Raw genomic sequence first — 24,949 nt, forward strand, 5'->3', positions numbered from 1 at the left:
TTAATAATCATTAAGTCATGTTTTGTGCGAATGTTGAGATATTCGTTATGCCCGACTTTTATTATTCAATCACCTGCGAATAAAAACGATGAAAGACACCTGTCGTGAAATGATTAACGACAGCATGCTGGCTTTGCATGCTTTAGCAAAACTGATGCCGCTGCTTACGCCTCAGCGTTCGCTGACTGAAATGCTGGAAACGATCAATCGTACGCTTGGCTCAACGCTTGCCTGGGTCAGTATCGGTGATGAAAGCGATAAGCCGCGGGTGGTGTGCGCGGGAGAGGTTGTTTGTCACACGGGTGAAGTGACGAATTTTCTGGCCAGCACGTTGCTGCAACAGCATCATCATTCATGGCGGTCTATTTACTGGAAAGAAAGCGTTGGCAAGGTGATGTTTTCACCTCAGCATCCAGGGCATGCGCAATTACAAAGCGGTGTGTTATACAAATTCTCCTCCCGTGATGGCGGTTGCAGCGGGTATTTCTTTCTCGCGTTTTCCAAGCGTATTGATACATTACCCATCCTGAAAAATATCGTGGTTGTGCTCGCTGAAAAGCTCAAAGATTATTTTGTCGAAATGATTTCTCGAGAGCGCATGGCAATAGAAATGCAGCGTGTGGTGACACAATATAAAACCCTGTTTGAACGTGCCCCAGTGTTAATGACCTCTTTTGATCGACATAACCGCTGCGTGTTGTGGAACGGTGAATGCGAAAAAGTATTTGGCTGGAGCATGGAGGAAATCAATGCTCACCCCGAACCATTGGCGCTTTTTTATCCCGACCCCGCAGAACGACGACGGGTACGCGATTCAATCCATCTTTCATCCCTGAAAGATATGTACGAGTGGCACCCGCTGCGAAAAGACGGATCGCAGCTCACGATTTTGTGGTCGAATATTCTCCTGCCCGACAGCTCTATTTTGAACATTGGCCTGGATATCACCGAACGCAAAAATGCGGAGCGCCAGCTTGCGGTGAGGGCCACCACTGACGACCTCACCGGATGTTTTAATCGCTCCGCTATTTTGCAGAAGCTTCAGGCGGCGACGGAATGCAATCAGCTGTCAGAAACGGAAGGTCCTTTCTGCGTGTTGATGTTCGATCTGGACTACTTCAAGCAGATCAACGATGAGTGGGGTCATCAGGTTGGGGACGCGGCCCTGGTCTATTTTTGCGATCGGCTGCGAGAATTGAGCCCGAGACTGTCTGCACTGGGTCGGGTTGGTGGCGAGGAGTTTTTGCTCCTGCTCACGCAAGCCGATAGCCAGGCCGCGATGGCGCTCTCGACAACGCTGCGTACCTCGCTCTTTGACAGACCCCTGCTGGTCGAAGACAAAGCGTTGGTTCTTTCCTTTAGTGCTGGCGTGGTAGAGGTCTGCCATGGTCAACATGACACCTCTTCACTTCTTACGCGTGCCGATAAAGCGCTATATGCTGCAAAACGTAGCGGCAGAGGAAAAACGGTGATCTCCGTTGATTATTTATAAATCATCATTCGGAATGTTTATCTGCAAATAATCTGAAATTTCATGATTAAGTTGTATTTTTTTCATGCTGTTGCGAGTTTGGCTTAATCAATGATCCCCTGTCGTGTTATCTTAAAACTCACCGGTAATGCTGGATAATAACTTTCCTTAATAAAAACGAAACGCATTCTTTTAGTTTGAGTTACGGACACATATTATCGTCATAACTAAGTTTGAGAATTTTAATACTAAAAGTCAGTTGCTAACTTCGCATGATTCATGCAACGTAATCACCTGTTTATCAAAGCATCCGGCCTTCATTACTACAGGCACACATATTGCAGGGATATAGGGCGGAAATGAATCGTAGCGCACGGCGCAAGGTGCTGAGGGTAGTAGGGGTCATCATGGTAGTTTTGCTACCTGTGATGCTTGCGCTATGGTTTGCCCAGCTAAGAGCCGTTACCGAAACAAGCAGTCAGCTACGAACCTTTGCCCAACTCGCTTTAGATAAAACTGAACTCGTTATTGAACAGGTTGATTTAGCCCGCAACGCTGCCAAAAAATACCAGGGTGAAGTGTGTTCGCCTGCGCATCGGCAATATATGTTAAATGTCGTTCGTGGACGGCTCTACGTTGCCGATTTAATATATGCGGATGGCCAGCGTTTTTTATGTTCTACGGTCTCCACGCCAGATCAACCCTACATTATCCCTGGCGCAAATTACACACGTAAACCCGACGTCTCAATCTATTATTTCCGCGATACGCCTTTCTTCGCCGGTTATAAAATGACATATATGCAGCGCGGAAATTATGTGGTGGTGGTCAACCCATTGTCATACGGTGAAGTCATGTCAGCCGACCATGCATTGACATGGGGTGTATATGACACGGTAACCAACAATTTCTTTTCCGTGAGCCCACACGCCGAGATTTCTTTATTACATTCGCTATTAGGTAATTCTGAGCAAGCATTTCAAAGTGATGGACGTTTTTACACCACCGCAAATTCTACGAAACGTCCTATCGCCGCGATTGTTTCCACTTCGAATACACGATTTTATGAAGTGCTCTATCATCAGGCGACATTGACGCTGCCGCTAGGGATGATTTGCAGCATTATTATATTGCTGGTGTGGTCTCGTACACATCGAGAATTTAATTCCCCTGGACGTTTATTGCACCGCGCATTAAATAAACGCCAGCTGTGTGTACATTATCAGCCCATTATTGATATAAAAAATAAGCAATGTGTGGGTGCTGAAGCACTACTTCGCTGGCCGGGCTTTAACGGTCAAGTGATGAGTCCTGCAGAATTTATTCCGCTGGCAGAAAAAGAGGGAATGATCGAGCGGATCACCGATTATGTTGTCGAAGAGGTCTTTAACGATCTTGGGCATTTTCTGGGGAACAACCCGCATCTTTATATCTCCATTAACCTGTCGGCATCCGATTTCCACTCTTCTCGCCTGATCGCCCTGATCTCTGATAAAGCTCAGCACTATTCCGTGCGCGCTCAACAAATTAAAATTGAAGTGACAGAGCGTGGGTTTATTGATGTACCGAAAACCACGCCTGTAATTCAGGCTTTCCGTCAGGCCGGTTATGAAGTCGCGATCGACGACTTTGGTACAGGTTATTCCAACCTGCATAACCTGTACTCACTGAACGTGGACATTCTGAAAATCGATAAATCATTTATCGATACCCTGACGACCAACAGCACCAGCCATCTGATTGCAGAGCACATCATTGAGATGGCCCAGAGCTTGCGGCTGAAAACCATCGCTGAAGGGGTGGAGACGGCGGAGCAGGTGACATGGCTACTGAAGCGCGGTGTGCAATATTGCCAGGGCTGGCACTTCGCGAAGGCGATGCCGCCGCAAGAATTTATGGACTGGCAGCAGCACCCTGTTCACGTTCTGGTCCCGCGTACCAGCTAGTTGAGCTGGTGGCGATAATCGCTCGGGGTGCGATCAAATTCGCGTCGAAACACCCGGGAAAATGTCTGTTGTGACACGTATCCTAAATCCATCGCGATATCAAAAATCGGGCGGCGCGTGCTGCGCAGCGCCTGCGCTGCCAAAAGCAATCTGCGCTGACGAATGTAATCTCCCAGCGTCTGATGCATGACCGTGCGGAACATTCTCTGCAAATACCATTTCGAATAGCCCGACTTCTTCGCCACGGCGTCAATGCTTAATGGTTGGTCGATATGTTCATCAATCCATTCAATCAATGTCTGAATAATTTGCTGATGTGACATAAGGTTGCCCCTCTTTAAATACAACACTTTCAGTTGATTGGTCGTTTTCTCTGCGGGGGAGTATAATTCCTCAAGTTAACTTGAGGTAAAGAGGTTTTATGGAAAAGAGATTACCGAGAATTAAAGCGTTGCTCACACCGGGTGAAGTCGCAAAACGCAGCGGGGTGGCGGTCTCGGCGCTACATTTCTATGAAACAAAAGGGCTGATTAAAAGTATCCGCAACGGTGGCAACCAGCGCCGTTATACCCGTGATGTGCTGCGTTACGTGGCGATTATCAAAATTGCGCAACGCATCGGGATCCCGTTGGCGACCATCAGCGACGCCTTTGGCGTGCTGCCGGAGGGCCATTCGCTGAGTGCAAAAGAGTGGAAAGATCTCTCCTCACAGTGGCGCGAGGAGCTGGACCGGCGTATCCATACGCTGGTTGCGCTGCGCGATGACCTGGATGGATGCATCGGGTGTGGGTGTCTCTCGCGGAGCGATTGCCCGTTGCGTAACCCTGGCGACAAACTGGGTGAGCAGGGCACGGGCGCACGACTGCTGGGCGAAGAATAAAAAACTAAAGCGCCAGACTAAGGCGCTTTAGTTTATTCCCGGTCTTTGTCTTTCACTCTATCCCGCTGGTTCACGGGAGGGTTTCCCCCGACATCAGCACCCCTCATGTCGAGCAGTTGGGGAGGTTCCGGTTTGTGCTGACACTTTAATTGTATGCAAAATCGTCATCTTCGCCAGCGCGAACGTTCAGATTTTAGCCAAAATTTTTTCGCGGAGTTGTGCAATTTTCTATAGTTAGTTTGTATGAATCAGAGGAGAAAACCATGCTCACGCTCCACCACTTGAATCAATCCCGTTCACAGCGCGTGATCTGGGCGCTCGAAGAACTTGGCGTGCCGTATCAAATTGTCCGCTATCAGCGCGAAAAAACCATGCTGGCGCCGCCGTCACTCAAGAAAATCCACCCGCTGGGTAAATCGCCCGTGGTAGAAGATAACGGACTGATCCTCGCAGAATCGGGTGCAATTCTTGAATACTTGCAAGAAACCTATGATCCCCAATCGCATCTCAAGCCTCAGGATGCGGCGCAGAAAACCCGGTATCGCTTCTGGCTGCATTACGCCGAAGGGTCGCTGATGCCCTTGCTGATGATGAAACTGGTCTTTAACAGTCTGGGTAAACCGCCGGTGCCTTTCGGCATGCGAACGTTGGGTAACCTGCTGGGGCAGGGCGTGCAGAAAGGCTATCTCAACCGTCAGATTGAAACGCATGCGCGTTTTGTGGAATCGCATCTGGCCGAGAACAGCTGGTTCGCAGGCGATCATATCAGCATGGCGGATATTCAGATGAGCTTCCCGGTCTTCGCGTTACTTGCGCGCGGTGGAATCGACAACCTCCCGCATCTACACGCGTGGAAGAAAAAGGTTGAAATGCGTCCGGCGTGGCAACGTGCGATTCAACAGGGTGGACCGTTTGAAATCCCCGGATAAACATTAATTGTTATTAAATTGCGCATTCACGATAACGTTTGCGCATCCTCTGGTTATTTCTTCAGCGTCATAAGCTAATTTTAGCGAAAAACGACAAAGTTAAGTTGAAAACGCCCTGTATTAGGCTAGATAATCGTTTGCCTTCAATTAACCACCCGTTTTGTAAGCGCGGAGCTAAACGTTTGCTTTTTTTGTGACGGCCCCTATTCGTCACAAACGCAGCACAAGGATTTGACGTTTCGCTGGCAGTGGAGTTGTCCACCACGCTTATAAACGAATGATAAAAATTCTCAGGGGATGTTTTCTATGTCTACGCCTTCAGCGCGTACTGGCGGTTCACTCGACGCCATGTTTAAAATTTCTGCTCGCGGCAGCACCGTGCGTCAGGAAGTTGTCGCCGGTCTGACGACCTTCCTGGCGATGGTTTACTCCGTGATCGTTGTGCCGGGCATGTTGGGTAAAGCGGGTTTCCCGCCTGCTGCGGTGTTCGTTGCCACCTGTCTGGTTGCGGGTCTGGGTTCTATCGTGATGGGCCTGTGGGCTAACCTGCCGTTGGCGATTGGTTGCGCAATTTCACTGACCGCATTTACCGCATTCAGCCTGGTGCTGGGCCAGCACATCAGCGTGCCCGTTGCGCTGGGTGCGGTGTTCCTGATGGGTGTGCTGTTTACCGTGATTTCTGCGACCGGCATCCGTAGCTGGATCTTGCGGAACCTGCCGCAAGGCGTCGCGCACGGTACAGGCATCGGTATCGGCCTGTTCCTGCTGCTGATTGCCGCCAACGGCGTGGGCCTGGTCGTTAAAAATCCGCTGGATGGCTTGCCGGTTGCGATGGGCCATTTCGCCAGCTTCCCGGTGATCATGTCGCTCATTGGCCTGGCGTTCATTATCGGTCTGGAAAAACTGAAAGTGCCTGGCGGTATCTTGCTGACGATTATCGGGATTTCCGTGGTCGGCCTGCTTTTCGATCCGACCGTTCACTTCTCCGGTATCTTTGCCATGCCGTCGCTGAGTGATGAGCATGGCAACTCGCTGATTGGTAGCCTCGATATTGTCGGTGCGCTGAACCCGATTGTGCTGCCAAGCGTGTTGGCGCTGGTCATGACCGCGGTCTTTGACGCTACGGGGACCATCCGTGCGGTCGCGGGTCAGGCTAATTTGCTGGATAAAGACGGCCAGATTATCGATGGCGGCAAAGCGCTGACCACCGACTCCCTAAGCAGCGTGTTCTCCGGTCTTGTAGGCGCGGCTCCGGCAGCGGTCTACATCGAGTCAGCCGCGGGTACAGCGGCAGGCGGCAAAACCGGTCTGACGGCTATCACCGTCGGTGTGCTGTTCTTGCTCATTCTGTTCCTCTCGCCGCTCTCTTATCTGGTGCCGGTTTATGCGACCGCACCGGCGCTGATGTACGTCGGCCTGCTGATGCTGAGCAACGTGGCGAAAATCGATTTTGCCGATTTCGTTGACGCGATGTCCGGCCTGATTACCGCCGTCTTTATCGTGCTGACCTGCAATATCGTCACCGGCATCATGATCGGCTTTGCCTCACTGGTGATTGGTCGTCTGGTATCGGGCGAATGGCGCAAGCTGAACGTTGGCACCGTGGTTATCGCGATCGCGCTGGTTGGGTTCTATGCGGGCGGCTGGGCCATCTGATTTAGCAGAACCTGCGAAAACGGGTGGCTTAGGCCGCCCGTTTTCATTTTCAGACCACATCTCGTTGTCATTTGCGTTACTCTGAAGAGGGTAAAATAGAAGCACGACGCTTCATGTTTTAGACAATAAGAAACACGCAAACAGGGAACGCATGGAAATTTTCTTCACCATTCTCATCATGACCCTCGTGGTCTCACTTTCCGGGGTCGTCACCCGCGTACTACCCTTCCAGTTACCCCTCCCGCTGATGCAAATTGCCATCGGCGCGCTATTGGCATGGCCGACGTTTGGCTTGCATGTGGAGTTCGATCCCGAACTGTTCCTCGTGCTGTTCATCCCGCCGCTGCTGTTTGCCGACGGCTGGAAAACGCCCACGCGCGAGTTCCTTGAGCACGGGCGAGAGATATTCGGCCTCGCGCTGGCCCTGGTGGTCGTCACGGTGGTCGGGATAGGCTTCCTGATCTACTGGATTGTGCCGGGCATCCCGCTGATTCCCGCCTTTGCGCTGGCCGCCGTGCTGTCGCCTACCGATGCCGTGGCGCTGTCCGGTATTGTCGGCGAAGGGCGCATTCCGAAGAAAATCATGGGGATTTTGCAGGGTGAGGCGCTAATGAATGACGCCTCTGGCCTGGTGGCGCTCAAGTTTGCTGTCGCCGTCGCGATGGGCACCATGATTTTCACTATCGGCGGTGCGACCGTTGAGTTCTTCAAAGTGGCGATTGGCGGTATCCTGGCCGGTTTCGTCGTCAGCTGGCTGTATGGCCGTTCGCTGGGCTTCCTCAGTCGCTGGGGCGGCGATGAGCCTGCGACGCAAATCGTTCTGCTGTTCCTGCTGCCGTTCGCGTCCTATCTGATTGCAGAACATATCGGCGTGTCGGGCATCCTGGCGGCCGTGGCGGCGGGGATGACCATCACCCGTGCAGGTGTGATGCGCCGCGCGCCGCTGGCGATGCGTCTGCGCGCCAACAGTACGTGGGCAATGCTTGAGTTTGTGTTTAACGGCATGGTTTTCCTGCTATTGGGCCTGCAGCTTCCGGGCATTCTGGAATCCTCGCTGGTGGCGGCCGAAGCCGATCCGAACGTTGAAACCTGGATGCTGTTTACCGATATCGTGCTGATTTACGTTGCGCTGATGCTGGTGCGCTTTGGCTGGCTGTGGACGATGAAAAATTTCAGCATGCGCTTCCTGAAGAATAAGCCAATGGAGTTTGGCTCGTGGACCACGCGCGAACTGCTGATTGCGTCGTTTGCGGGCGTGCGTGGGGCCATCACCCTTGCCGGTGTCCTCTCTATTCCGCTGCTTCTGCCCGACGGAAACGTCTTCCCGGCGCGTTACGAACTGGTGTTTTTAGCGGCGGGCGTGATTCTGTTCTCACTGTTTATTGGCGTGGTGATGCTGCCGATTCTGCTGCAACATCTGGAAGTGGCCGATCATGCCCAGCAGCAGAAAGAGGAGCGCATCGCGCGCGCTGCAACGGCAGAAGTGGCGATTGTGGCGATCCAGAAAATGGAAGAGCGCCTTGCCGCAGACATCGAGGAGAACATTGATAACCAGCTGCTGACCGAGGTCAGTTCGCGCGTGATCGGTAACCTGCGCCGTCGTGCCGATGGGAGCAACGATGTTGAAAGCTCCATGCTGGCCGAGAAACTTGAGCGCCGTTTCCGCCTGGCTGCGCTGCGCTCCGAGCGCGCCGAGCTGTACCACCTTCGCGCGACGCGCCAGATCAGCAATGAGACACTGCAAAAATTGCTGCACGATCTCGATTTGCTTGAAGCGCTGTTGATCGAGAGTCAGTAGGGCATTTCTCCTCCCGCCAGGGCAGAGAGAATGCTTCAAATTGATGATTGGCACAATTCACGCCCTCTCTATTCAGGGAGGGGGCGGGGTGAGGAGAACATGGTGCTCAAGAGGTTATTCCGTTCACTTCCAGAAACGTGCTTCTCTATGATGACGGAACACGTGAACGAGCCATGGCGGCTCAATCGCCGCCGCCCTGGCGACCCGGGCTCCCGGCAAGAAAATCGCCGCTTCGCGGTGCCCTCGTCTCCTTCCCTACGTCTTCGGGTCGGGCGCGATCCTGCATCCCTGCAGGTCACGCCCTCTCCGCGCATCAATGCGCGTCGCCCCGGCCTTTGGTCAACGACTCAGCGATTTATCGCCGGACCAGGGCATCGCTTTTAGTCCTGAATTCCCCTAATTTCATTTCTGGCTGATGATAAAGTGAGAACCCCGCATCCCGTCAGGGTGAAGGGACCCAAAACCCCTCGCAGCACGTCAGCCACGCCTGCGCGCTGTTCGACAGATAAACCCCTTCGCGCCAAATCATACCTAGCTGCCAGTGCAGATCGCTTTCGAGCGGGATCCAGCGCAGCGTGTTTTTATCCAGTCGTTCGCAAATGGGTTGCGGCAAAATCGCGATGCCCACACCCGCCTGTACCATTGCCGCGAGGAAATCCCACTGGCCGCTGCGTACGGCAATGCGCGGCTTTACATCGTGCTGAGTAAAAAGCTGCATCAGTTGGCGGCTGAGGGCGAAATCTTCGTTGTAAATCAGCAGGGGATGTTCTGCCAGCAGCTCGGGTTTAACGGTTTCAACACTGAGCCAATCGCCTGATCGTGGAACCAAAACGCACAGCGGATGGCTGAACAGCGGCAGCGTCGCCAGGCCGCTGTCTTCTTCGACGGGCAGGGCGGTCATCGCCAGATCCAGCTCCCCGTTCATCACCGCCTGCTGCACGGTTAATCCGCCAAACTCAGAGATTTTTAGCTCGACGCCCGGATAGCGCTGGCGATACAGGCTGATCGGGCCGGCCATCATCATTCCCACCATCGGCGGAATGCCGAGGCGCAGCAGCCCTTTGTTCAGGTGGTTAATATCGCCAAGCTCCGCTTCCAGCTGGCGGAACTCCGCCAGAATCGCCAGTCCACGTTCAAACACCACGCGCCCGGTATCGGTGAGCAACAGCTTGCGCCCGTCGCGAATCAGCAGGGTACAGTTCAGTTCGTCTTCGAGGTTTTTCAACATTTTGCTGATGGTGGGCTGGGTGACAAACAGCTTTTCCGCTGCGCGAGTAAAACTCTGCTGGCGAACCACTTCGACGAAATAGCGCAGCGTTCTGATGTCCATGATTATTCCCCGAGACTATGCATTCGATGATTTTAATTCATTTCAGTCCGTTACGTGCGGTCTCTATACTGGCGCTTCATCTCATTTCAAGGAAATCCCCATGGCCGTGGCGTTAAGTCGTGTTACGCCTGCCGTTGTGCAACGACTCCAGATTCCGGTGCAGGTCGGGCTGTATGCTGGCGTGTTTGTTTTCGCAGAGTACCTCGTCAACTGGCTGCATTTGCCGTTGCCCGCCAATCTGGTGGGCATGATGTTAATGCTGACGCTGATTGTGTGTCGCGTTATTCCGCTGAACTGGGTGCGCGCAGGCGCAAGCTGGCTACTGGCGGAAATGCTGCTGTTTTTCGTGCCAGCGGTGGTGGCGGTGGTCAATTACGCCCAACTGCTGATGGTCGATGGCTGGCGCATTTTTGCCGTCATTGCGCTGAGTACGTTAATGGTGCTGGGCGCGACGGCGTGGGTAGTGGATAAAGTGTATCGCTTTGAAATCAGCAGGCTGAAGCATGACTAATTTTCAGGTCAGCCTGCTGTGCCTTATCGCCACGCTGGTTATCTATTTTGCCAATAAGCGCCTGTATCGTCGCTTTCATAAATTGCCGCTGATGCCGCTGGTGTTCACGCCCATTTTGCTGGTGCTGATGCTTATTTTTGGCCACATCTCCTGGCAGAATTACATCGGCGAATCGCACTGGCTGCTGTGGCTTTTAGGCCCGGCGACCATCGCGTTTGCCGTTCCCGTGTACGACAATCTCGCCATTATCAAACGTCACTGGATGTCGCTGACCGCAGGCGTGGTCACCGCGACGGTGGTCGCCGTCACCAGCTCCGTCTGGCTGGCGCGCTGGTTTACGTTATCGGATGAAATTCAGCGCAGCCTGGCGGTGCGATCGGTGACGACGCCGTTTGCGCTGGCGGCGGCAAAACCGCTGGGCGGCCAGCCGGATCTGGTGGCGCTGTTTGTCGTTGTCACCGGCGTGTTTGGCATGGCGGTCGGCGATATTCTGTTTTTGCGTTTGTCGATTCGGGAAGGCATGGCGAAAGGTGCCGGGTTTGGTGCGGCGTCGCACGGCGCAGGCACGGCGCGATCCTATGAGCTAGGTCAGCAAGAAGGCGTGGTCGCAAGTCTGGTGATGATGCTGTCAGGCGTGGTGATGGTGCTGGCAGCGCCGCTGGTGGCGTGGATGATGTTCTAAAATTCCCCGGCCAGCGCGGCCGGGGAGAGAAGTCGATCAGTGCGCGCGGCCCTGATCGATGCCTAAGCCGGTTTGAGAACGGATAAACTGGGCGCGGAATTTCTCACGCTCCAGCTTACCTTCGGCTGAATTATCGGTGGCCGAGAAGAACCAAATCCCAATAAACGCCACGGCAATCGAGAACAGCGCCGGGTATTCGTACGGGAAGATGGCTTTTTCGTGACCGAGGATCTGCACCCAAATCGTTGGGCCGAGGATCATCAGAATTACCGCCGTCAGCAGGCCCAGCCAGCCGCCAATCATCGCCCCACGGGTAGTCAGTTTTGACCAGTACATCGAGAGCAGGATGATCGGGAAGTTACAGCTTGCCGCAATCGAGAAGGCCAGTCCCACCATAAAGGCGATGTTCTGATTCTCGAACAGAATACCCAGCAGAATCGCCACCACGCCCAGAATCAGAACCGTGATTTTGGAGACTTTTAGCTCCTGACGTTCCGTCGCGCCTTTACGCCACACGTTGGCATACAGATCGTGTGAAACAGCGGATGCACCCGCTAGCGTCAGGCCCGCCACAACCGCCAGAATGGTGGCGAAGGCGACAGCGGAGATAAAGCCGAGGAACAGGTTACCGCCCACGGCATCGGCCAGATGCACCGCCGCCATGTTGTTACCGCCAATCAGCGCGCCAGCGGCATCTTTGAACGCCGGATTCGCACCCACCAGCATGATCGCGCCAAAGCCGATAATAAAGGTCAGGATGTAGAAATAACCCATAAAGCCGGTGGCGTAGAACACGCTTTTACGTGCTTCGCGGGCGTCTGACACCGTAAAGAAACGCATCAGAATGTGCGGCAAGCCTGCGGTACCAAACATCAAACCGAGACCAAGCGACAGGGCGGATATCGGATCTTTGACCAGCCCGCCCGGGCTCATAATCGCTTCCCCTTTCGGGTGAACCGCCATCGCCTGGGTAAACAGATTATTGAAGCTGAAGCCCACGTGTTTCATGACCATGAAGGCCATAAAGCTTGCGCCGAACAGCAGCAATACCGCTTTGATGATTTGCACCCACGTGGTGGCGAGCATGCCGCCGAACAGGACGTACATCACCATCAGCACACCCACCAGCACCACGGCGATGTGATAGTTCAGGCCGAACAGCAGCTGAATCAGTTTGCCTGCCCCGACCATTTGCGCGATCAGGTACAGCGCGACGACCACCAGCGAACCGCAGGCGGACAGGGTGCGGATCGGTCCCTGTTTCAGGCGATAAGATGCCACGTCGGCGAAGGTGTAGCGCCCAAGATTACGCAGGCGTTCGGCGATCAGGAACAGAATAATCGGCCAGCCCACGAGGAAGCCGAGCGAGTAAATCAGTCCGTCGTAGCCGGAGGTATACACCAGCGCAGAAATCCCCAGGAACGACGCGGCGGACATAAAGTCACCCGCAATCGCCAGCCCGTTCTGGAAGCCGGTAATATTGCCGCCCGCCGTGTAGTAATCATTACGTGAGCGCACGCGTTTCGACGCCCAGTAGGTGATATACAGCGTCAGCAGCACGAAAATCAGGAACATGATAATCGCCTGCCAGTTGGTTGGCTGGCGTTCCACCGCGCCGGTGAGTGCATCGGCGGCGTTGGCCGCGAAGGGCAGTGTGGCGGCTAGCGCCGTCAGGACTCGCTTCATGGTGCTTTTACCTCACGCAACACTTCTTTGTTAAGGCGATCAAATTCACCGTTCGCGCGTACGACGTACACGCCAGTCAGCACAAATGAAATCACAATCACGCCGATACCGATGGGAATGCCGCGCGTCACGCTGGTTCCGGCATGCAAAGGCGTACCGAGCCAGTGCGGTGCAAAGGCGATCAGCAGAATAAAACCGACGTAGATAATCAGCATGATGATAGAAAGCGTGAAGGCAAACCGTTGCCGTTTTTCGACGAGCTCCTTGAAATGCGCACTGTTTTCTATCCGTTGATAAATGTTGTCATTCATCACAGAACTCTCCAGAGTTCCCCTGCGTCTTTCACGCTGCAGGTGCGTTGGCCGCACTCACCCATTCCAGTCACATAGTTCGCTATGCTCCTGGGATGTGTTCGCTTGCCGCCTTCCTGCAACGCGAAATCCTTTGGGGAGGGTTTATTATTATTCCCTCTCCCGTGAGGGAGAGGGGCAGGGTGAGGAGTTACGATGGCATCGCGATGGCCTGCTTCTCTTCAAGCAGTTTTTCCACTACGCCTGGATCGGCGAGCGTTGAGGTATCACCCAGATTGCTGGTGTCACCCGCCGCGATTTTGCGCAGAATTCGGCGCATGATTTTGCCGGAACGGGTTTTCGGCAGGGAGTCGGTCCAGTGCAGCACGTCTGGTGTGGCAAGCGGGCCAATCTCTTTACGCACCCAGTTGCGCACTTCGGTGTACAGTTCAGGCGTGGGCTCTTCGCCGTGATTCAGCGTGACGTAAGCATAAATCGCCTGGCCTTTGATGTTGTGCGGGATCCCCACCACTGCCGCTTCGGCAATCTTCGGATGCGACACCAGCGCCGACTCAATTTCCGCTGTCCCCAGACGGTGCCCGGAGACGTTCAGCACGTCATCCACGCGCCCGGTGATCCAGAAATAGCCGTCTTCGTCACGGCGCGCGCCATCACCGCTGAAATACATGTTTTTGAAGGTCGAGAAATAGGTCTGCTCAAAGCGCTCGTGATCGCCAAACAGCGTACGCGCCTGACCCGGCCAGGAGTCGGTGATCACCAGATTGCCCTCGGTTGCCCCTTCCAGCGGATTCCCTTCGTTATCCACCAGCGCAGGCTGCACGCCGAAGAAAGGATGGGTTGCCGAACCGGCTTTCAGCTGGGTCGCGCCAGGCATTGGGGTGATCATGAAGCCGCCCGTTTCGGTCTGCCACCAGGTGTCGATCACCGGGCATTTTTCGTTACCGATTTTCTTCCAGTACCATTCCCACGCTTCCGGGTTGATAGGTTCGCCCACGGAGCCGAGAATGCGCAGGGAAGAGCGATCGGTGCCGTCGATAGCTTTGTCGCCCTCCGCCATCAGGGCGCGGATCGCCGTCGGTGCGGTATACAGAATATTCACTTTATGTTTATCAACCACCTGACACATACGCGCAGGCGTCGGCCAGTTGGGCACGCCTTCAAACATCAGCGTGGTTGCACCGCAGGCCAGCGGGCCGTACAGCAGATAGCTGTGACCGGTGACCCAGCCGACGTCAGCGGTACACCAGTAAATATCCCCCTGATGATAATCAAAGACATATTTAAAGGTGGAGGCCGCATACACCAGATAGCCGCCGGTGGTGTGTAGCACGCCTTTCGGCTTGCCGGTAGAGCCGGATGTGTACAGGATAAACAGCGGATCTTCGGCGTTCATCTCTTCGGGCTGATGCTGGTCGCTGGCTTGTTCAATCAGGTCGCTCCACCACAGGTCGCGACCCTCTTTCCACTCGACATTGCCGCCGGTACGCTTGAAGACCACGACGTTGCTGATGCTCTTCACGTTCGGGTTTTTCAGCGCTTCATCAACGTTTTTCTTCAACGGAATGCTGCGTCCCGCGCGCACGCCTTCATCGGCGGTGATCACCAGTTTTGAATTGGAATCAACAATGCGTCCGGCAACGGCTTCCGGCGAAAATCCACCGAAAATCACCGAATGGATCGCCCCGATGCGCGCGCAGGCGAGCATGGCGACGGCCGCTTCGGGCACCATCGGCATATAAATAGCGACCACATCGCCTTTTTTGATGCCTTGCGCCAGCAGGACGTTGGCGAAACGGCACACGTCGCGGTGCAGCTCTTTATAGGTGATGTGCTTGCTTTGGGAGGCGTCGTCGCCTTCCCAGATAATGGCGGTCTGGTTGCCGCGCTCGGCGAGATGTCTGTCCAGGCAGTTGGCCGCGAGATTCAGCGTGCCGTCTTCATACCATTTAATGGAGACATTACCCGGCGCAAAAGAGGTGTTTTTCACCTTCTGATACGGCTTGATCCAGTCAAGGATTTTGCCCTGCTCGCCCCAGAAGGCGTCAGGATCAGAAATCGAGTGCTGATACTTCTCTTTATACTGCTCCGGATTAATCAGGCAATGGTCCGCAATATTTGCGGGAATGTCGTGTTTATGGATTTGGCTCATGGCTTTTATTCTCCTTGTAGGATGTTAATAATATGTCGCAAAAACGTTAATTGTAGGGGCTTTGCCAGCTTTGTTTGTTATTTGGGCGACAGATCACGCAATGTTTGAATAGTTCGAAAAAGCAGCGAATGACACTTAGAAGGGAAATAATTCAGGTGAATGATTATTCACAAATAATGAAAAAAAACCGTTTTTATAACAAAAGGTTATTAATGGGAATTATTACAAATTAGCGTCATATGACCTTTTGTCAGTGAAAAGCTTCGTTCTATAAGGCTTGCACAGCAGGCCATGCAGATGATAATGATACGCCGCGTTAAAAAACCCTATAAACCAACGCAACACAATTCATACCCTTTCAGTATGTGTCCCTATTCATTACTGGATCAGGACGCTTCATTGAGGAAGTCTGTTTTTATGAAAATTTTGAAAATCAGCCTGGCCTGGCAAATTCTGCTCGCCCTTGTGCTGGGTATCTTGCTGGGTAGTTATCTGCATTATCATAGCGACAGCCGCGAGTGGCTGGTGGTGAACATGCTGTCTCCTGCCGGAGATATCTTTATTCACCTGATCAAAATGATTGTTGTCCCGATTGTGATTTCGACGCTGGTGGTCGGTATTGCAGGCGTCGGCGATGCGAAGCAGTTAGGCCGCATCGGTGCAAAAACCATCCTTTATTTCGAAGTGATCACTACGGTTGCCATCATTCTGGGTATCACGCTGGCGAATGTGTTCCAGCCTGGGTCCGGAATTGATATGTCGCAGCTGGCGACGGTGGATATTTCGAAATACCAAAGCACAACGGCAGAAGTGCAAAGCCACGCTCATGGCCTGATGGGAACAATTCTTTCGCTGGTGCCGACCAATATTGTGGCGTCGATGGCGAAGGGCGAAATGCTGCCGATTATTTTCTTCTCGGTGCTGTTTGGCCTGGGGCTTTCGTCCTTGCCGGCCACGCATCGCGAACCTTTGGTCACGGTGTTCCGGTCGATTTCCGAAACCATGTTTAAAGTGACGCATATGGTGATGCGTTATGCTCCGGTGGGCGTGTTTGCGCTGATTGCTGTCACCGTTGCGAACTTCGGTTTTGCCTCGCTGTGGCCGCTGGCGAAGCTGGTGATTTTGGTACACTTCGCGATTCTGTTCTTTGCGCTGGTGGTGCTGGGTCTGGTGGCGCGCATCTGCGGATTGCGCATCTGGATCCTGATTCGCATCCTGAAAGAGGAGCTGATTCTGGCGTACTCCACGGCCAGCTCTGAGAGCGTGCTGCCGCGTATTATCGAGAAGATGGAAGCCTACGGTGCACCGGCGTCTATCACCAGTTTTGTGGTGCCGACGGGGTACTCGTTTAACCTGGATGGCTCGACGCTGTATCAGAGTATTGCGGCGATCTTTATCGCGCAGCTGTACGGAATCGATCTGTCACTGTGGCAGGAAATCGTGCTGGTACTGACGCTGATGGTGACGTCGAAAGGCATCGCAGGTGTGCCGGGCGTGTCGTTTGTGGTCCTGCTGGCAACGCTGGGCAGCGTCGGTATTCCGCTGGAAGGTCTGGCCTTTATCGCGGGTGTTGACCGTATCCTCGACATGGCGCGTACCGCGTTAAACGTGGTGGGCAATGCGCTGGCGGTGCTGGTGATCGCCAAGTGGGAACATCAGTTCGACCGCAAAAAAGCGATGGCGTACGAGCGGGAAGTGCTAGGTTGTTTCGATAAGACAGCCGATCGGTAATGCTTTCTCTCCCTCTCTCAGCAGAGAGAGGGAACCCTTTTATTCTCCGCTCAACGCCTCAAACTCTTCGCAGCCCGTATCAAATCCTTCGCTACAGCTCAGATTGAACCAGTACAGCGCTTTCTGTTTGTTTGGCGTGATGAATCCCTTTTCACCCTGCTGGAATACCATTCCGGCCCAGTATTCCGCATATCCCGTGCGTGAAAGGGCTGAGCTGCGTTTAAGCCACAGTTCGGCCTGGGCATCATCCTGCGCCATCTCTACGCCGTTGGCGTAAATCAGGCCTAACAGCATTTGCGCATCTACCGCCGAATCGTTATCGATATCGTCCGTCGCGGTTTGCAGCAATGTGATCGCCTGCGGATAGTCAGTGGGTCCCGCCTGGGTGTTCACCAGCAGTCGCGCCAGCATGATGGCACCACGTTTGCTGCCCGCAAGCGTAGCCTGCTGCGCCAGCGATTTTGCCTGAGCATATTCGCCATGCTTAAAATGAATTTGCGCGAGCAGCGCCATGGCGTCGATATCACCGCCCCTGGCGGCCTTTTCGGCCCACAGCCCGGCCTGCTTGTCATCACCCGAGCTGAACCAGGTGTCTGCCAGGTAGTATTGCGCGCGTGCATCACCGGCTTCGGCTTTATCTTTAAATTGGCTGCCAATTTCGTCAGCGTTGGCAAACGCGGTAAACAGTGACAACAGTATAAAAATGAGTTTCATGGATTCTTATCGTTGGGGTACCTATCGCGCAGTATAAAGGGTAAGACGGCCAATGGAACGAAAACTCACGTTAAGCTTTTATGCAAAATATATAACGTTACGGCGAGAGTAATATTTACAGGGGTAATGAATTTTAGAATGTGAATGTTCACTCTGACGGAGAAAACCGAAATAAAAATGGGATGAATAAATCATCCCATTTCATTATTGAACGCCGCGTGAGAATCAACCCATGGCGCTTTCGCGCAAACGGGCTTTCAGCTTCGCATATTCATCAATGACATATTGCTCGGCAGAATGCTGATCGGCGATAGGCTCCACGCGCACGGCGCAATACTTATATTCCGGCGTTTTGGTTATCGGGCTTAAGTTTTCCGTCACCAGCTCGTTACAGGCCCCAATCCACCATTGATAGGTCATGTACACCGCGCCTTTATTGGGGCGATCGCTGACCTGTGCACGGGTGATAATGCGGCCCTTACGTGAACTTACCCACACCAGCGCTTCATCTTCGATACCCAGTCGCGCGGCATCGGCGGTGTTGATCTGCGCGTAGCCCGGTTCGTCAGCCAGCGCTGCCAGCGCCGCGCAGTTACCGGTCATCGAGCGGCATGAATAGTGGCCCACTTCACGCACCGTGGAGAGCACCATCGGATACTCGTCGGTGAGCTTATCGACAGGCGCGACCCAGTCGCAGGTGAAGAACTGCGCCAGTCCGTTCGGGGTATCGAATTTCTCTTTAAAGAGATACGACGTTCCCTGATCGGCATCCGATTCGTCGCGGCACGGCCACTGGATATACCCCAGCTCACCCATTTTATCGTAGGTGGCGCCGGTGAAATCCGGACACAGATGGCGCAACTCGTCCCAAATTTCCTGGGTGTTGTTGTACTGCATCGGATAGCCCATACGGGTCGCGATTTCGCTGATAATCTGCCAGTCGGTTTTCAGATCCCACTTCGGCTCCACCGCTTTAAAGAAGCGCTGGAAGCCGCGGTCCGCCGCCGTGTAAACCCCTTCATGCTCGCCCCATGACGTTGACGGTAAAATCACATCCGCCGCCGCTGCGGTTTTGGTCATAAAGATGTCCTGCACAATCACCAGTTCGAGATCTTCAAACCCTTTACGCACCGCAGAAAGCTCGGCATCGGTTTGCAGCGGATCTTCGCCCATGATGTACGCCGCGCGCACTTCGCCATGCGCCGCACGATGCGGCAGCTCGCTGATACGATACCCGGTATGTTCAGGCAGGCTTTCAACGCCCCAGGCTTTGGCGAATTTCGCGCGGTTTTCCGGGAACTTAACGTACTGATAGCCTGGATAGGTATCCGGCAGCGCGCCCATATCACATGCACCCTGAACGTTGTTTTGACCGCGCACCGGGTTGACGCCCACGTGCGGCTTGCCAAGATTCCCGGTCAGCATCGCGAGGCTTGTCAGCGAGCGCACGGTTTCCACGCCCTGATAGAACTGGGTGACGCCCATGCCCCACAGAATCGACGCGGTTTTTGCTGCGGCATACATTCGCGCGGCCTGGCGAATCTCTTGCGCGCTCACGCCCGTGATCGTTTCGACCGACTCCGGCGTATAGCCTTCGACAATCTTGCGATACTCTTCAAACCCTTCGGTACGGCTGGCCACAAACGCCTGGTCGTACAGGTTTTCTTCAATGATGACATGCCCCATCGCGTTGAGCAGGGCGATGTTTGAGCCATTTCTTAACGCGATATGCATATCCGCAATACGCGCCGTCTCGATTTTACGCGGATCGCAGACGATGATTTTCGCTCCGTTGCGCTTCGCATTAATGACGTGATTCGCCACGATCGGATGTGAATCCGCCGGGTTATAGCCGAAAATAAACACCAGATCGGTGTTATCTATTTCGTTGATAGCATTACTCATTGCGCCGTTACCGACCGACTGGTGCAGACCTGCAACCGATGGGCCGTGTCAGACGCGAGCGCAGCAATCGACGTTATTGGTACCAATAACGGCGCGCGCGAATTTTTGCATTACATAGTTGGTTTCGTTCCCCGTCCCGCGTGATGAGCCGGTGGTTTGGATCGCATCCGGGCCATACTTCGCTTTGATGTCGCTCAGGCGGCTGGCGACGTAATCCAGCGCTTCGTCCCAGGAGACAGACTCCAGTTTGCCACCGCGCGTACGGCGGATCATCGGGGTTTTCAGACGGGGGGTCAGGATCTGGGTATCGTTAATAAAATCCCAGCCGTAGTAGCCTTTCAGGCACAGCGTGCCCTGATTGGTCTTACCCTGCGCAGCCTCCGCCCGAACGATTTTGCCGTTATCGACCACCAGGTTTATCTTGCAACCCGAGGCACAATAGGGGCAAACCGTGACGACTTTTTTCATCGGTCTCGCTCCAGTTAATCAGTTCTTCGCACCCATTATGCAGCTTCTATGCCATGTTTTTATTGTGGGTATGCCCTGACTTTACGGGCGATGTGCACCAAAAACCCTGACGACGAGCAGGCAATCGTCAAAATTGACGTGTCGAAGGGGAATGGATGTGACATGGGTTAAAATTCCGTTACGCCGTCATGGATTTGGCTGGAGCCGTTTGCAGAATAGGTCAGACTTAACATAATCCCCTGACGGAAGCATGCGATGAAACCGGCGATTCTGGTTGTTGATGACGATACCGCGGTCTGTGAACTGCTGCAGGATGTGCTCAACGAGCACGTTTTTGCCGTGCATGTCTGTCATAACGGGCTGGATGCGCTGGCGATGGCGCAGCGTGAGCCCGCGATTGCGCTGGTGTTGCTGGATATGATGCTGCCGGATATCAACGGCCTGATGGTGTTGCAGCAATTGCAAAAATTGCGGCCCGAGCTGCCTGTGGTGATGCTTACGGGCATGGGCGGCGAATCCGATGTGGTGGTGGGGCTGGAGATGGGCGCAGATGATTACATCGGCAAACCGTTCAATCCGCGAGTCGTCGTCGCGCGGGTCAAAGCGGTGCTGCGACGCACCGGCGTGCTGGCGGCGGAACCCACTGCGCCGCGCGTTTCAGGGATCGGTTTTAACGGCTGGACGCTCGACACCACGCGCTGTGAGCTGAGCGATCCCCAGCGCATGACGGTGCCCTTAACGCAGGGTGAATACGGTCTGTTGCTGGCGCTGGCGCAAAATGCCCGGCGGGTGTTAAGCCGCGAACAGCTGCTGGAGCTGACCCACAGCGAAAGCGCCGAAGTGTTTGACCGCACCATCGACGTGTTGATCATGCGTCTGCGACGGAAAATCGAGATCAATCCGCATCAGCCGCTGCTGATTAAAACCATCCGTGGGCTTGGCTATGTCTTTGCCGCAGACGTTTCCCACCACGATAAAGCGGCCTAAGCGTTGTCGTGAATTAGCGTCTTAAGCTCTTCCAGCGTTTTTGCCCCGTCAATCGCATTCGCGGCCAACAGGTTGGCTCGCGCGCAGGCATGCGCCAGCTGAATACTGTCCGTCAACGGCCAGGCTTCGTGGCAGCCATACAAAAAACCCGCGCAAAACGCGTCACCCGCGCCGACGCTGCCGATAATCTCTTCCTGTTCGAGCTGTTTTGACGCAATCCACTGGCCCGGCTCACCCGGCGCTTCGCCCCAGGCCCCTTCGGGACAATGAATCACCACGCGCTGTTTGACGCCTGCGGCTAAGAGCTGCGACGCCGCCAGCGCGATGTGGTCAATATCCGGGGCGTCATTACCGTTACGCATATCCAGCCCGCTAAATTCCCCGGCTTCCAGCTCGTTAATCACCAGATAATCCACATAACGCAGGGCAGGGAGCACCAGCGGCTGATAGCGTGGATCGCCTTTGCGCGACACCAGGTCGAGCGACGTTTCATACCCTTGCTCACGCATTTGCGCCAGCAGGCGCGCGCTGCGGGTGCCGAATTCGTCGTCCGGCAAATCCAGGCTGTCGAGCAGCAGCAGATACCCCAGATGGAAAATCTTCATCGACGCGTCGAGTCGGTCAAAAGCGGGGAGATCGAGCAGGCGATTGGCGGCAGGCGAATGGAAAAAGGTGCGCTGCCCAGTGGGATCGGTCATCACCTGCGACATCGACGTGGGGGCAAACGTGGTGCGCTGTACCCGCTGGCGATTGACGTGGTACTGGTCGAGCATCGCCATAATGTAATCGCCATCGCTGTCTTCGCCGATTAGACCGACCGCCTGCAACGGCAAGCCGACGTGCATTTTCGCCAGCGTCAGCAGGACGTTAAGCGGCGCACCGCCGGTCGCCCGTTCGCTGTGAATAATCTCCGCCAGCCAGCCGCGCTCCGGCCACTGGACGATCTGATGCACATGATCGACCAGCATATTGCCCGCGGCGATAATCCCTTTGCGTTCCATTACGCGTGCCCCGCGCTACCGAAAATACGCATTTGTTCAGAAACGGTGTCGGTAATCGCCTCTTCAATGCCGAGCAGCAGTTCGGCGAACTCATCGTAAAGCGGCTGGCGATGCGTGATGCGATGCTCAACCGCAGCCAGCGCAGCCTGCGACATACCGGTGTAGAAATTGATTTTGTGAATGCCGAGTTCAATGGCGCGACGGAAATCGGCATCGCTAATCCCGGAGCCACCGTGCAGCACCAGCGGCAGGCCGGTTTGCTGACGAATCGCGTCCAGACGCGCGAAGTCGAGCTTCGGCTCACCTTTGTATTTGCCGTGCGCATTGCCGATAGCCACGGCCAGCGCGTCGATACCCGTCTGATCGACAAACTCACGCGCCAACTGCGGATCGGTGAAAAAGGCCTCGTCGGCATGACCATACAGCGCGCCGCCTTCGTCACCGCCCACAGCGCCCAGCTCGGCCTCCACCGACACTCCGACCGCATGGCACATTTTCACCACTTCGCGGGTCTGACGGATATTTTCTTCATAGCTCAGCGTCGAGCCATCAAACATCACGGAGCTGAACCCCAGGCGCAGCGCCCGCACCACCGCCTCAAAATGCAGGCCGTGATCGAGATTCAACACCACGGGAATATCATGGCGCGCGGCTTCAAACCTCACCGCTTCGACTAACGAATCGAGGGATAAATACTTAAAATGCACTTCGGCGATGTTGATGATAAACGGCGAGCGCTCCTGTTTTGCCGCGGCGAACAGCGCGCGCAGAAAGTGGGAGTCGAGTACGTTAAACGCCCCCAGCGCATAACGGTTTTCACGGGCGTGTTCCAACCCCGCGGCGAGAGAAATCAATGGCATCATTCACTCCTTATAGACGAAACAGACTGTACTCGTTGCACAGCACCAGCACGGCCGGTTCGTCTTCTTCGATAGTGTTGTAACGCGAGACAGGCTGCAAAAAGTGGTTGTCGTGATCATCGTCATTGACCGATGAAACTTCGCCAACCAGCACATCGCCAAAACCCCGCTCCCCCCAAAAACTGTGATAAAGCCCCGGTGTCAGACAGATGCTTTCCCCTGGTGAAAGGCGCAACTGACTGCCCGCTGCATGCGTCTGAAAGCAACCATCAACGCTAACCGTGACGTCGGTTTCTTCCGTTTCTTCATGCGTGCCGGCATTCCAAAGTTCTATAATCAGGTTCCCGCCACCGCGATTAATGATGTCCTCGCGCTTTCGCCAGTGAAAATGCATCGGCGTCACCTGGCCGTCGCGAACGTGCATGATTTTTTCGGCGTAGCATTTTTCATAGGGTGTGCCGTTGGGTGAACCGTTTCGCAGCGCAAAAAGCGTTAGCCCAAGCTCTGCGAACCGATTTTCGCCAAATGCCGTCACGTCCCAGCCAAGTTTTAGGTCAAACACTTCGCGCCAGGCATGATGGTCAAGCTGCTGCCATTGGGTCGGCGGGAAGCTGGCAAACGGCGGCAAATGCACATCATGCTTCGAGAAAAACTGCCGCGTATGACCGAGGATTTCATTAATCTCGGAGCGTTTCATGAGAACTCCTTGAGTGAATGTGCGCGCTGAGCCCCTCACCCCGGCCCTCTCCCCAGGGGAGAGGGAGAAAAGAGAATCCCGCACCCCGTGGGTAAGAAAAGACTGCACCATCCCGTTCTTCTCTCCCTGCGGGAGAGGATGAGGGCATCAGACTGCACCATCCCGTTCTTCTCTCCCTATGAGAGAGGGTTAGGGTGAAGGCATCAGACCGCATCAATCAGTTCCCTCTCCCTGTGGGAGAGGGGTAGGGTGAGGGCATCAGACCGCACCAACCTTATTTAACCGTCCAGCCTTTATAGTTAGCGACGCTCTTCTTATCGATCATCGTGACCGGAATCAGCACGGGTTCTTTTGGCGCAGGTTTGCCCTGTAAAATGTCGTAGCCAATCTCAACCGCTTTGGCCGCCATCACCTGCGGATCCTGCGCTGGCGTCGCAACAAACAGCGAATTCTCACGCTTCAGCGCCTCTTCACCATCCGGTGAACCATCCACGCCGACGATAAAGAATTCGTTGCGCTGAGCCTGTTTTGCCGCCAGATCGGCACCGATCGCCGTCGGATCGTTAATCGCAAACACGCCGTCGATCTTCGGATTCGCTGCCAGCAATGCGGTCATCACTTCCAGGCCGCCTTCACGACTGCCTTTGGCGTTCTGGTTATACGACAGCACCTTGATCCCCGGATGGCGCTTAAACTCGGTCTGGCACCCTTCGACACGGTTTTGCACCGCAGACACCGGCGGTCCGTTGATGATCACCACATCGCCTTTGCCTTTCAGGCGATCGGTAATGTATTTACAGGCCATTTCACCCGCCTGGGTGTTATCGGAAGTGATTGTTGCGTCGGCCCCTTCAGCCGCCACGTCAACCGCCACCACCACGATCCCGGCGTCTTTCGCGCGTTTCACCGCCGGGCCGATCCCTTTGGAATCCGCAGCGTTCAGGATGATCATGTCCACTTTTGCAGCGATAAAGTTGTCAATCTGCGCCACCTGCTGGCCCAGATCGTAGCCGCTGGACACCAGCGTCACTTTGACGTTATCACCGGCCAGTTTGCGCGCTTCCAGCTCTGCACCTTTGGTGATCTGCACAAAGAACGGGTTGGCCAAATCGCCCACCGTCACGCCGATAGATTTCAGATCTTTTGCCTGCGCAAACGGAGCGGAGGCCAGCAGTGCGCCAGCACAGAGCGCGGTAACTAATGGCTTCAAACGCATAGGGTAGTCCTCAAGGTAAGA

General features: G+C 54.6%; 21 protein-coding genes. 10 read left to right on the top strand and 11 right to left on the bottom strand.

All coding sequences use genetic code 11. The annotated features are described in order from the left end of the window. The first annotated feature begins 88 nt into the window (after positions 1-88). Both AC0LWE_RS15935 and AC0LWE_RS15940 read left to right on the top strand, forming a co-directional pair. Positions 89-1,492, top strand: coding sequence for a sensor domain-containing diguanylate cyclase (locus AC0LWE_RS15935; protein ID WP_234593121.1), 1,404 nt, complete (start codon positions 89-91; stop codon positions 1,490-1,492). Between the two features lie 338 nt (positions 1,493-1,830). After that, a complete protein-coding gene (locus tag AC0LWE_RS15940) occupies positions 1,831-3,417 on the top strand; it encodes an EAL domain-containing protein (RefSeq protein WP_202668101.1) in 1,587 nt (528 codons plus the stop codon). Here AC0LWE_RS15940 and soxS read toward each other — a convergent pair. Then, a complete protein-coding gene (gene soxS, locus AC0LWE_RS15945) occupies positions 3,414-3,740 on the bottom strand; it encodes a superoxide response transcriptional regulator SoxS (RefSeq protein ID WP_059179856.1) in 327 nt (108 codons plus the stop codon). The genes AC0LWE_RS15940 and soxS overlap by 4 nt on opposite strands. Positions 3,741-3,838: 98 nt before the next feature. Here soxS and soxR point away from each other — a divergent pair, with 98 nt between their 5' ends. The 4 genes from soxR (at position 3,839) to AC0LWE_RS15965 (ending at position 8,680) form a co-directional block, all read left to right on the top strand. Further along, complete coding sequence (gene soxR / locus AC0LWE_RS15950; protein ID WP_131486841.1) at positions 3,839-4,297, top strand: redox-sensitive transcriptional activator SoxR; 459 nt, start codon at positions 3,839-3,841, stop codon at positions 4,295-4,297. A gap of 263 nt (positions 4,298-4,560) precedes the next feature. Further along, the gene (locus AC0LWE_RS15955; RefSeq protein ID WP_219347158.1) at positions 4,561-5,226 is read left to right on the top strand and encodes a glutathione S-transferase family protein; all 666 of its coding nucleotides are present in this window, start codon (positions 4,561-4,563) and stop codon (positions 5,224-5,226) included. A gap of 306 nt (positions 5,227-5,532) precedes the next feature. Further along, positions 5,533-6,882: an NCS2 family permease gene (ghxP, locus tag AC0LWE_RS15960; protein WP_219347157.1), complete on the top strand. Its 1,350-nt coding sequence runs from the start codon at positions 5,533-5,535 to the stop codon at positions 6,880-6,882. 151 nt (positions 6,883-7,033) lie between these two features. Continuing rightward, positions 7,034-8,680 carry a Na+/H+ antiporter gene (locus tag AC0LWE_RS15965; RefSeq protein ID WP_059179859.1) on the top strand — a complete coding sequence of 549 codons (1,647 nt, stop codon included), beginning with the start codon at positions 7,034-7,036 and terminating at the stop codon, positions 8,678-8,680. Positions 8,681-9,122: 442 nt separating this feature from the next. Here the strand turns inward: AC0LWE_RS15965 and AC0LWE_RS15970 are convergent, their stop codons facing one another. Further along, positions 9,123-10,010: a LysR family transcriptional regulator gene (locus AC0LWE_RS15970; protein WP_059179860.1), complete on the bottom strand. Its 888-nt coding sequence runs from the start codon at positions 10,008-10,010 to the stop codon at positions 9,123-9,125. A 100-nt stretch (positions 10,011-10,110) separates the two neighbouring features. Between AC0LWE_RS15970 and AC0LWE_RS15975 the strand changes: the two genes are divergently transcribed. Both AC0LWE_RS15975 and AC0LWE_RS15980 read left to right on the top strand, forming a co-directional pair. Then, positions 10,111-10,521 carry a CidA/LrgA family protein gene (locus tag AC0LWE_RS15975; RefSeq protein ID WP_059179861.1) on the top strand — a complete coding sequence of 137 codons (411 nt, stop codon included), beginning with the start codon at positions 10,111-10,113 and terminating at the stop codon, positions 10,519-10,521. Continuing rightward, positions 10,514-11,203: an LrgB family protein gene (locus AC0LWE_RS15980; protein ID WP_174342755.1), complete on the top strand. Its 690-nt coding sequence runs from the start codon at positions 10,514-10,516 to the stop codon at positions 11,201-11,203. The genes AC0LWE_RS15975 and AC0LWE_RS15980 overlap by 8 nt, the downstream gene beginning before the upstream one ends. 36 nt (positions 11,204-11,239) lie before the next feature. On the opposite strand, the gene actP is transcribed toward AC0LWE_RS15980, so the two are convergent. From actP to acs, 3 genes are all read right to left on the bottom strand, one after another. Next, a complete protein-coding gene (actP, locus tag AC0LWE_RS15985; protein WP_131486847.1) occupies positions 11,240-12,889 on the bottom strand; it encodes a cation/acetate symporter ActP in 1,650 nt (549 codons plus the stop codon). Continuing rightward, the gene (locus tag AC0LWE_RS15990) at positions 12,886-13,200 is read right to left on the bottom strand and encodes a DUF485 domain-containing protein (RefSeq protein WP_059179864.1); all 315 of its coding nucleotides are present in this window, start codon (positions 13,198-13,200) and stop codon (positions 12,886-12,888) included. Before AC0LWE_RS15990 ends, actP begins: the two co-directional genes overlap by 4 nt. A gap of 190 nt (positions 13,201-13,390) precedes the next feature. Further along, positions 13,391-15,349 (bottom strand): acetate--CoA ligase, encoded by a 1,959-nt coding sequence (gene acs, locus AC0LWE_RS15995; RefSeq protein WP_059179865.1) that lies wholly within the window; start codon positions 15,347-15,349, stop codon positions 13,391-13,393. Between the two features lie 417 nt (positions 15,350-15,766). On the opposite strand from acs, the gene gltP reads away from it, so the two are divergent. Beyond that, positions 15,767-17,080, top strand: coding sequence for a glutamate/aspartate:proton symporter GltP (gene gltP / locus AC0LWE_RS16000; protein ID WP_059179866.1), 1,314 nt, complete (start codon positions 15,767-15,769; stop codon positions 17,078-17,080). A 39-nt stretch (positions 17,081-17,119) separates the two neighbouring features. Here the strand turns inward: gltP and AC0LWE_RS16005 are convergent, their stop codons facing one another. Both AC0LWE_RS16005 and fdhF read right to left on the bottom strand, forming a co-directional pair. Next, entirely contained in the window at positions 17,120-17,794 is a 675-nt protein-coding gene (locus AC0LWE_RS16005; protein ID WP_131486849.1) for a tetratricopeptide repeat protein, read from the bottom strand. 225 nt (positions 17,795-18,019) lie between these two features. Next, positions 18,020-20,167 carry a formate dehydrogenase subunit alpha gene (gene fdhF, locus AC0LWE_RS16010; RefSeq protein ID WP_219347163.1) on the bottom strand — a complete coding sequence of 716 codons (2,148 nt, stop codon included), beginning with the start codon at positions 20,165-20,167 and terminating at the stop codon, positions 18,020-18,022. Positions 20,168-20,422: 255 nt separating this feature from the next. Here fdhF and AC0LWE_RS16015 point away from each other — a divergent pair, with 255 nt between their 5' ends. Then, positions 20,423-21,154, top strand: a complete 732-nt coding sequence (locus tag AC0LWE_RS16015; RefSeq protein ID WP_059179869.1) for a response regulator — start codon at positions 20,423-20,425, stop codon at positions 21,152-21,154. Here the strand turns inward: AC0LWE_RS16015 and AC0LWE_RS16020 are convergent. The 4 genes from AC0LWE_RS16020 to AC0LWE_RS16035 all read right to left on the bottom strand — a co-directional run bounded on the left by AC0LWE_RS16020 (position 21,151) and on the right by AC0LWE_RS16035 (position 24,928). Then, positions 21,151-22,155, bottom strand: a complete 1,005-nt coding sequence (locus tag AC0LWE_RS16020; protein WP_219347162.1) for a carbohydrate kinase family protein — start codon at positions 22,153-22,155, stop codon at positions 21,151-21,153. The genes AC0LWE_RS16015 and AC0LWE_RS16020 overlap by 4 nt on opposite strands. Further along, positions 22,155-23,015, bottom strand: a complete 861-nt coding sequence (locus AC0LWE_RS16025; RefSeq protein ID WP_202694636.1) for a ketose 1,6-bisphosphate aldolase — start codon at positions 23,013-23,015, stop codon at positions 22,155-22,157. Before AC0LWE_RS16025 ends, AC0LWE_RS16020 begins: the two co-directional genes overlap by 1 nt. 10 nt (positions 23,016-23,025) lie before the next feature. Further along, positions 23,026-23,712: a D-lyxose/D-mannose isomerase gene (locus tag AC0LWE_RS16030; protein WP_216980607.1), complete on the bottom strand. Its 687-nt coding sequence runs from the start codon at positions 23,710-23,712 to the stop codon at positions 23,026-23,028. 274 nt (positions 23,713-23,986) lie between these two features. Then, the gene (locus AC0LWE_RS16035; protein ID WP_059179873.1) at positions 23,987-24,928 is read right to left on the bottom strand and encodes an ABC transporter substrate-binding protein; all 942 of its coding nucleotides are present in this window, start codon (positions 24,926-24,928) and stop codon (positions 23,987-23,989) included. Between the last annotated feature and the right edge of the window lie 21 nt (positions 24,929-24,949).

The sequence above is a fragment of the Lelliottia sp. RD5 genome, assembly GCF_056032945.1.

Coding starts and splice junctions, on each gene's coding strand:
- AC0LWE_RS16005 (WP_131486849.1), bottom strand. CDS start 17,794: ATGAAACTCATTTTTATACTGTTGTCACTGTTTACCGCGTTTGCCAAC.
- AC0LWE_RS16030 (WP_216980607.1), bottom strand. CDS start 23,712: ATGAAACGCTCCGAGATTAATGAAATCCTCGGTCATACGCGGCAGTTT.
- AC0LWE_RS16035 (WP_059179873.1), bottom strand. CDS start 24,928: ATGCGTTTGAAGCCATTAGTTACCGCGCTCTGTGCTGGCGCACTGCTG.
- AC0LWE_RS16015 (WP_059179869.1), top strand. CDS start 20,423: ATGAAACCGGCGATTCTGGTTGTTGATGACGATACCGCGGTCTGTGAA.
- AC0LWE_RS16020 (WP_219347162.1), bottom strand. CDS start 22,155: ATGGAACGCAAAGGGATTATCGCCGCGGGCAATATGCTGGTCGATCAT.
- AC0LWE_RS15990 (WP_059179864.1), bottom strand. CDS start 13,200: ATGAATGACAACATTTATCAACGGATAGAAAACAGTGCGCATTTCAAG.
- AC0LWE_RS15965 (WP_059179859.1), top strand. CDS start 7,034: ATGGAAATTTTCTTCACCATTCTCATCATGACCCTCGTGGTCTCACTT.
- AC0LWE_RS15955 (WP_219347158.1), top strand. CDS start 4,561: ATGCTCACGCTCCACCACTTGAATCAATCCCGTTCACAGCGCGTGATC.
- actP (WP_131486847.1), bottom strand. CDS start 12,889: ATGAAGCGAGTCCTGACGGCGCTAGCCGCCACACTGCCCTTCGCGGCC.
- AC0LWE_RS16025 (WP_202694636.1), bottom strand. CDS start 23,015: ATGCCATTGATTTCTCTCGCCGCGGGGTTGGAACACGCCCGTGAAAAC.
- gltP (WP_059179866.1), top strand. CDS start 15,767: ATGAAAATTTTGAAAATCAGCCTGGCCTGGCAAATTCTGCTCGCCCTT.
- acs (WP_059179865.1), bottom strand. CDS start 15,349: ATGAGCCAAATCCATAAACACGACATTCCCGCAAATATTGCGGACCAT.
- AC0LWE_RS15940 (WP_202668101.1), top strand. CDS start 1,831: ATGAATCGTAGCGCACGGCGCAAGGTGCTGAGGGTAGTAGGGGTCATC.
- soxR (WP_131486841.1), top strand. CDS start 3,839: ATGGAAAAGAGATTACCGAGAATTAAAGCGTTGCTCACACCGGGTGAA.
- AC0LWE_RS15975 (WP_059179861.1), top strand. CDS start 10,111: ATGGCCGTGGCGTTAAGTCGTGTTACGCCTGCCGTTGTGCAACGACTC.
- soxS (WP_059179856.1), bottom strand. CDS start 3,740: ATGTCACATCAGCAAATTATTCAGACATTGATTGAATGGATTGATGAA.
- AC0LWE_RS15935 (WP_234593121.1), top strand. CDS start 89: ATGAAAGACACCTGTCGTGAAATGATTAACGACAGCATGCTGGCTTTG.
- ghxP (WP_219347157.1), top strand. CDS start 5,533: ATGTCTACGCCTTCAGCGCGTACTGGCGGTTCACTCGACGCCATGTTT.
- AC0LWE_RS15980 (WP_174342755.1), top strand. CDS start 10,514: ATGACTAATTTTCAGGTCAGCCTGCTGTGCCTTATCGCCACGCTGGTT.
- AC0LWE_RS15970 (WP_059179860.1), bottom strand. CDS start 10,010: ATGGACATCAGAACGCTGCGCTATTTCGTCGAAGTGGTTCGCCAGCAG.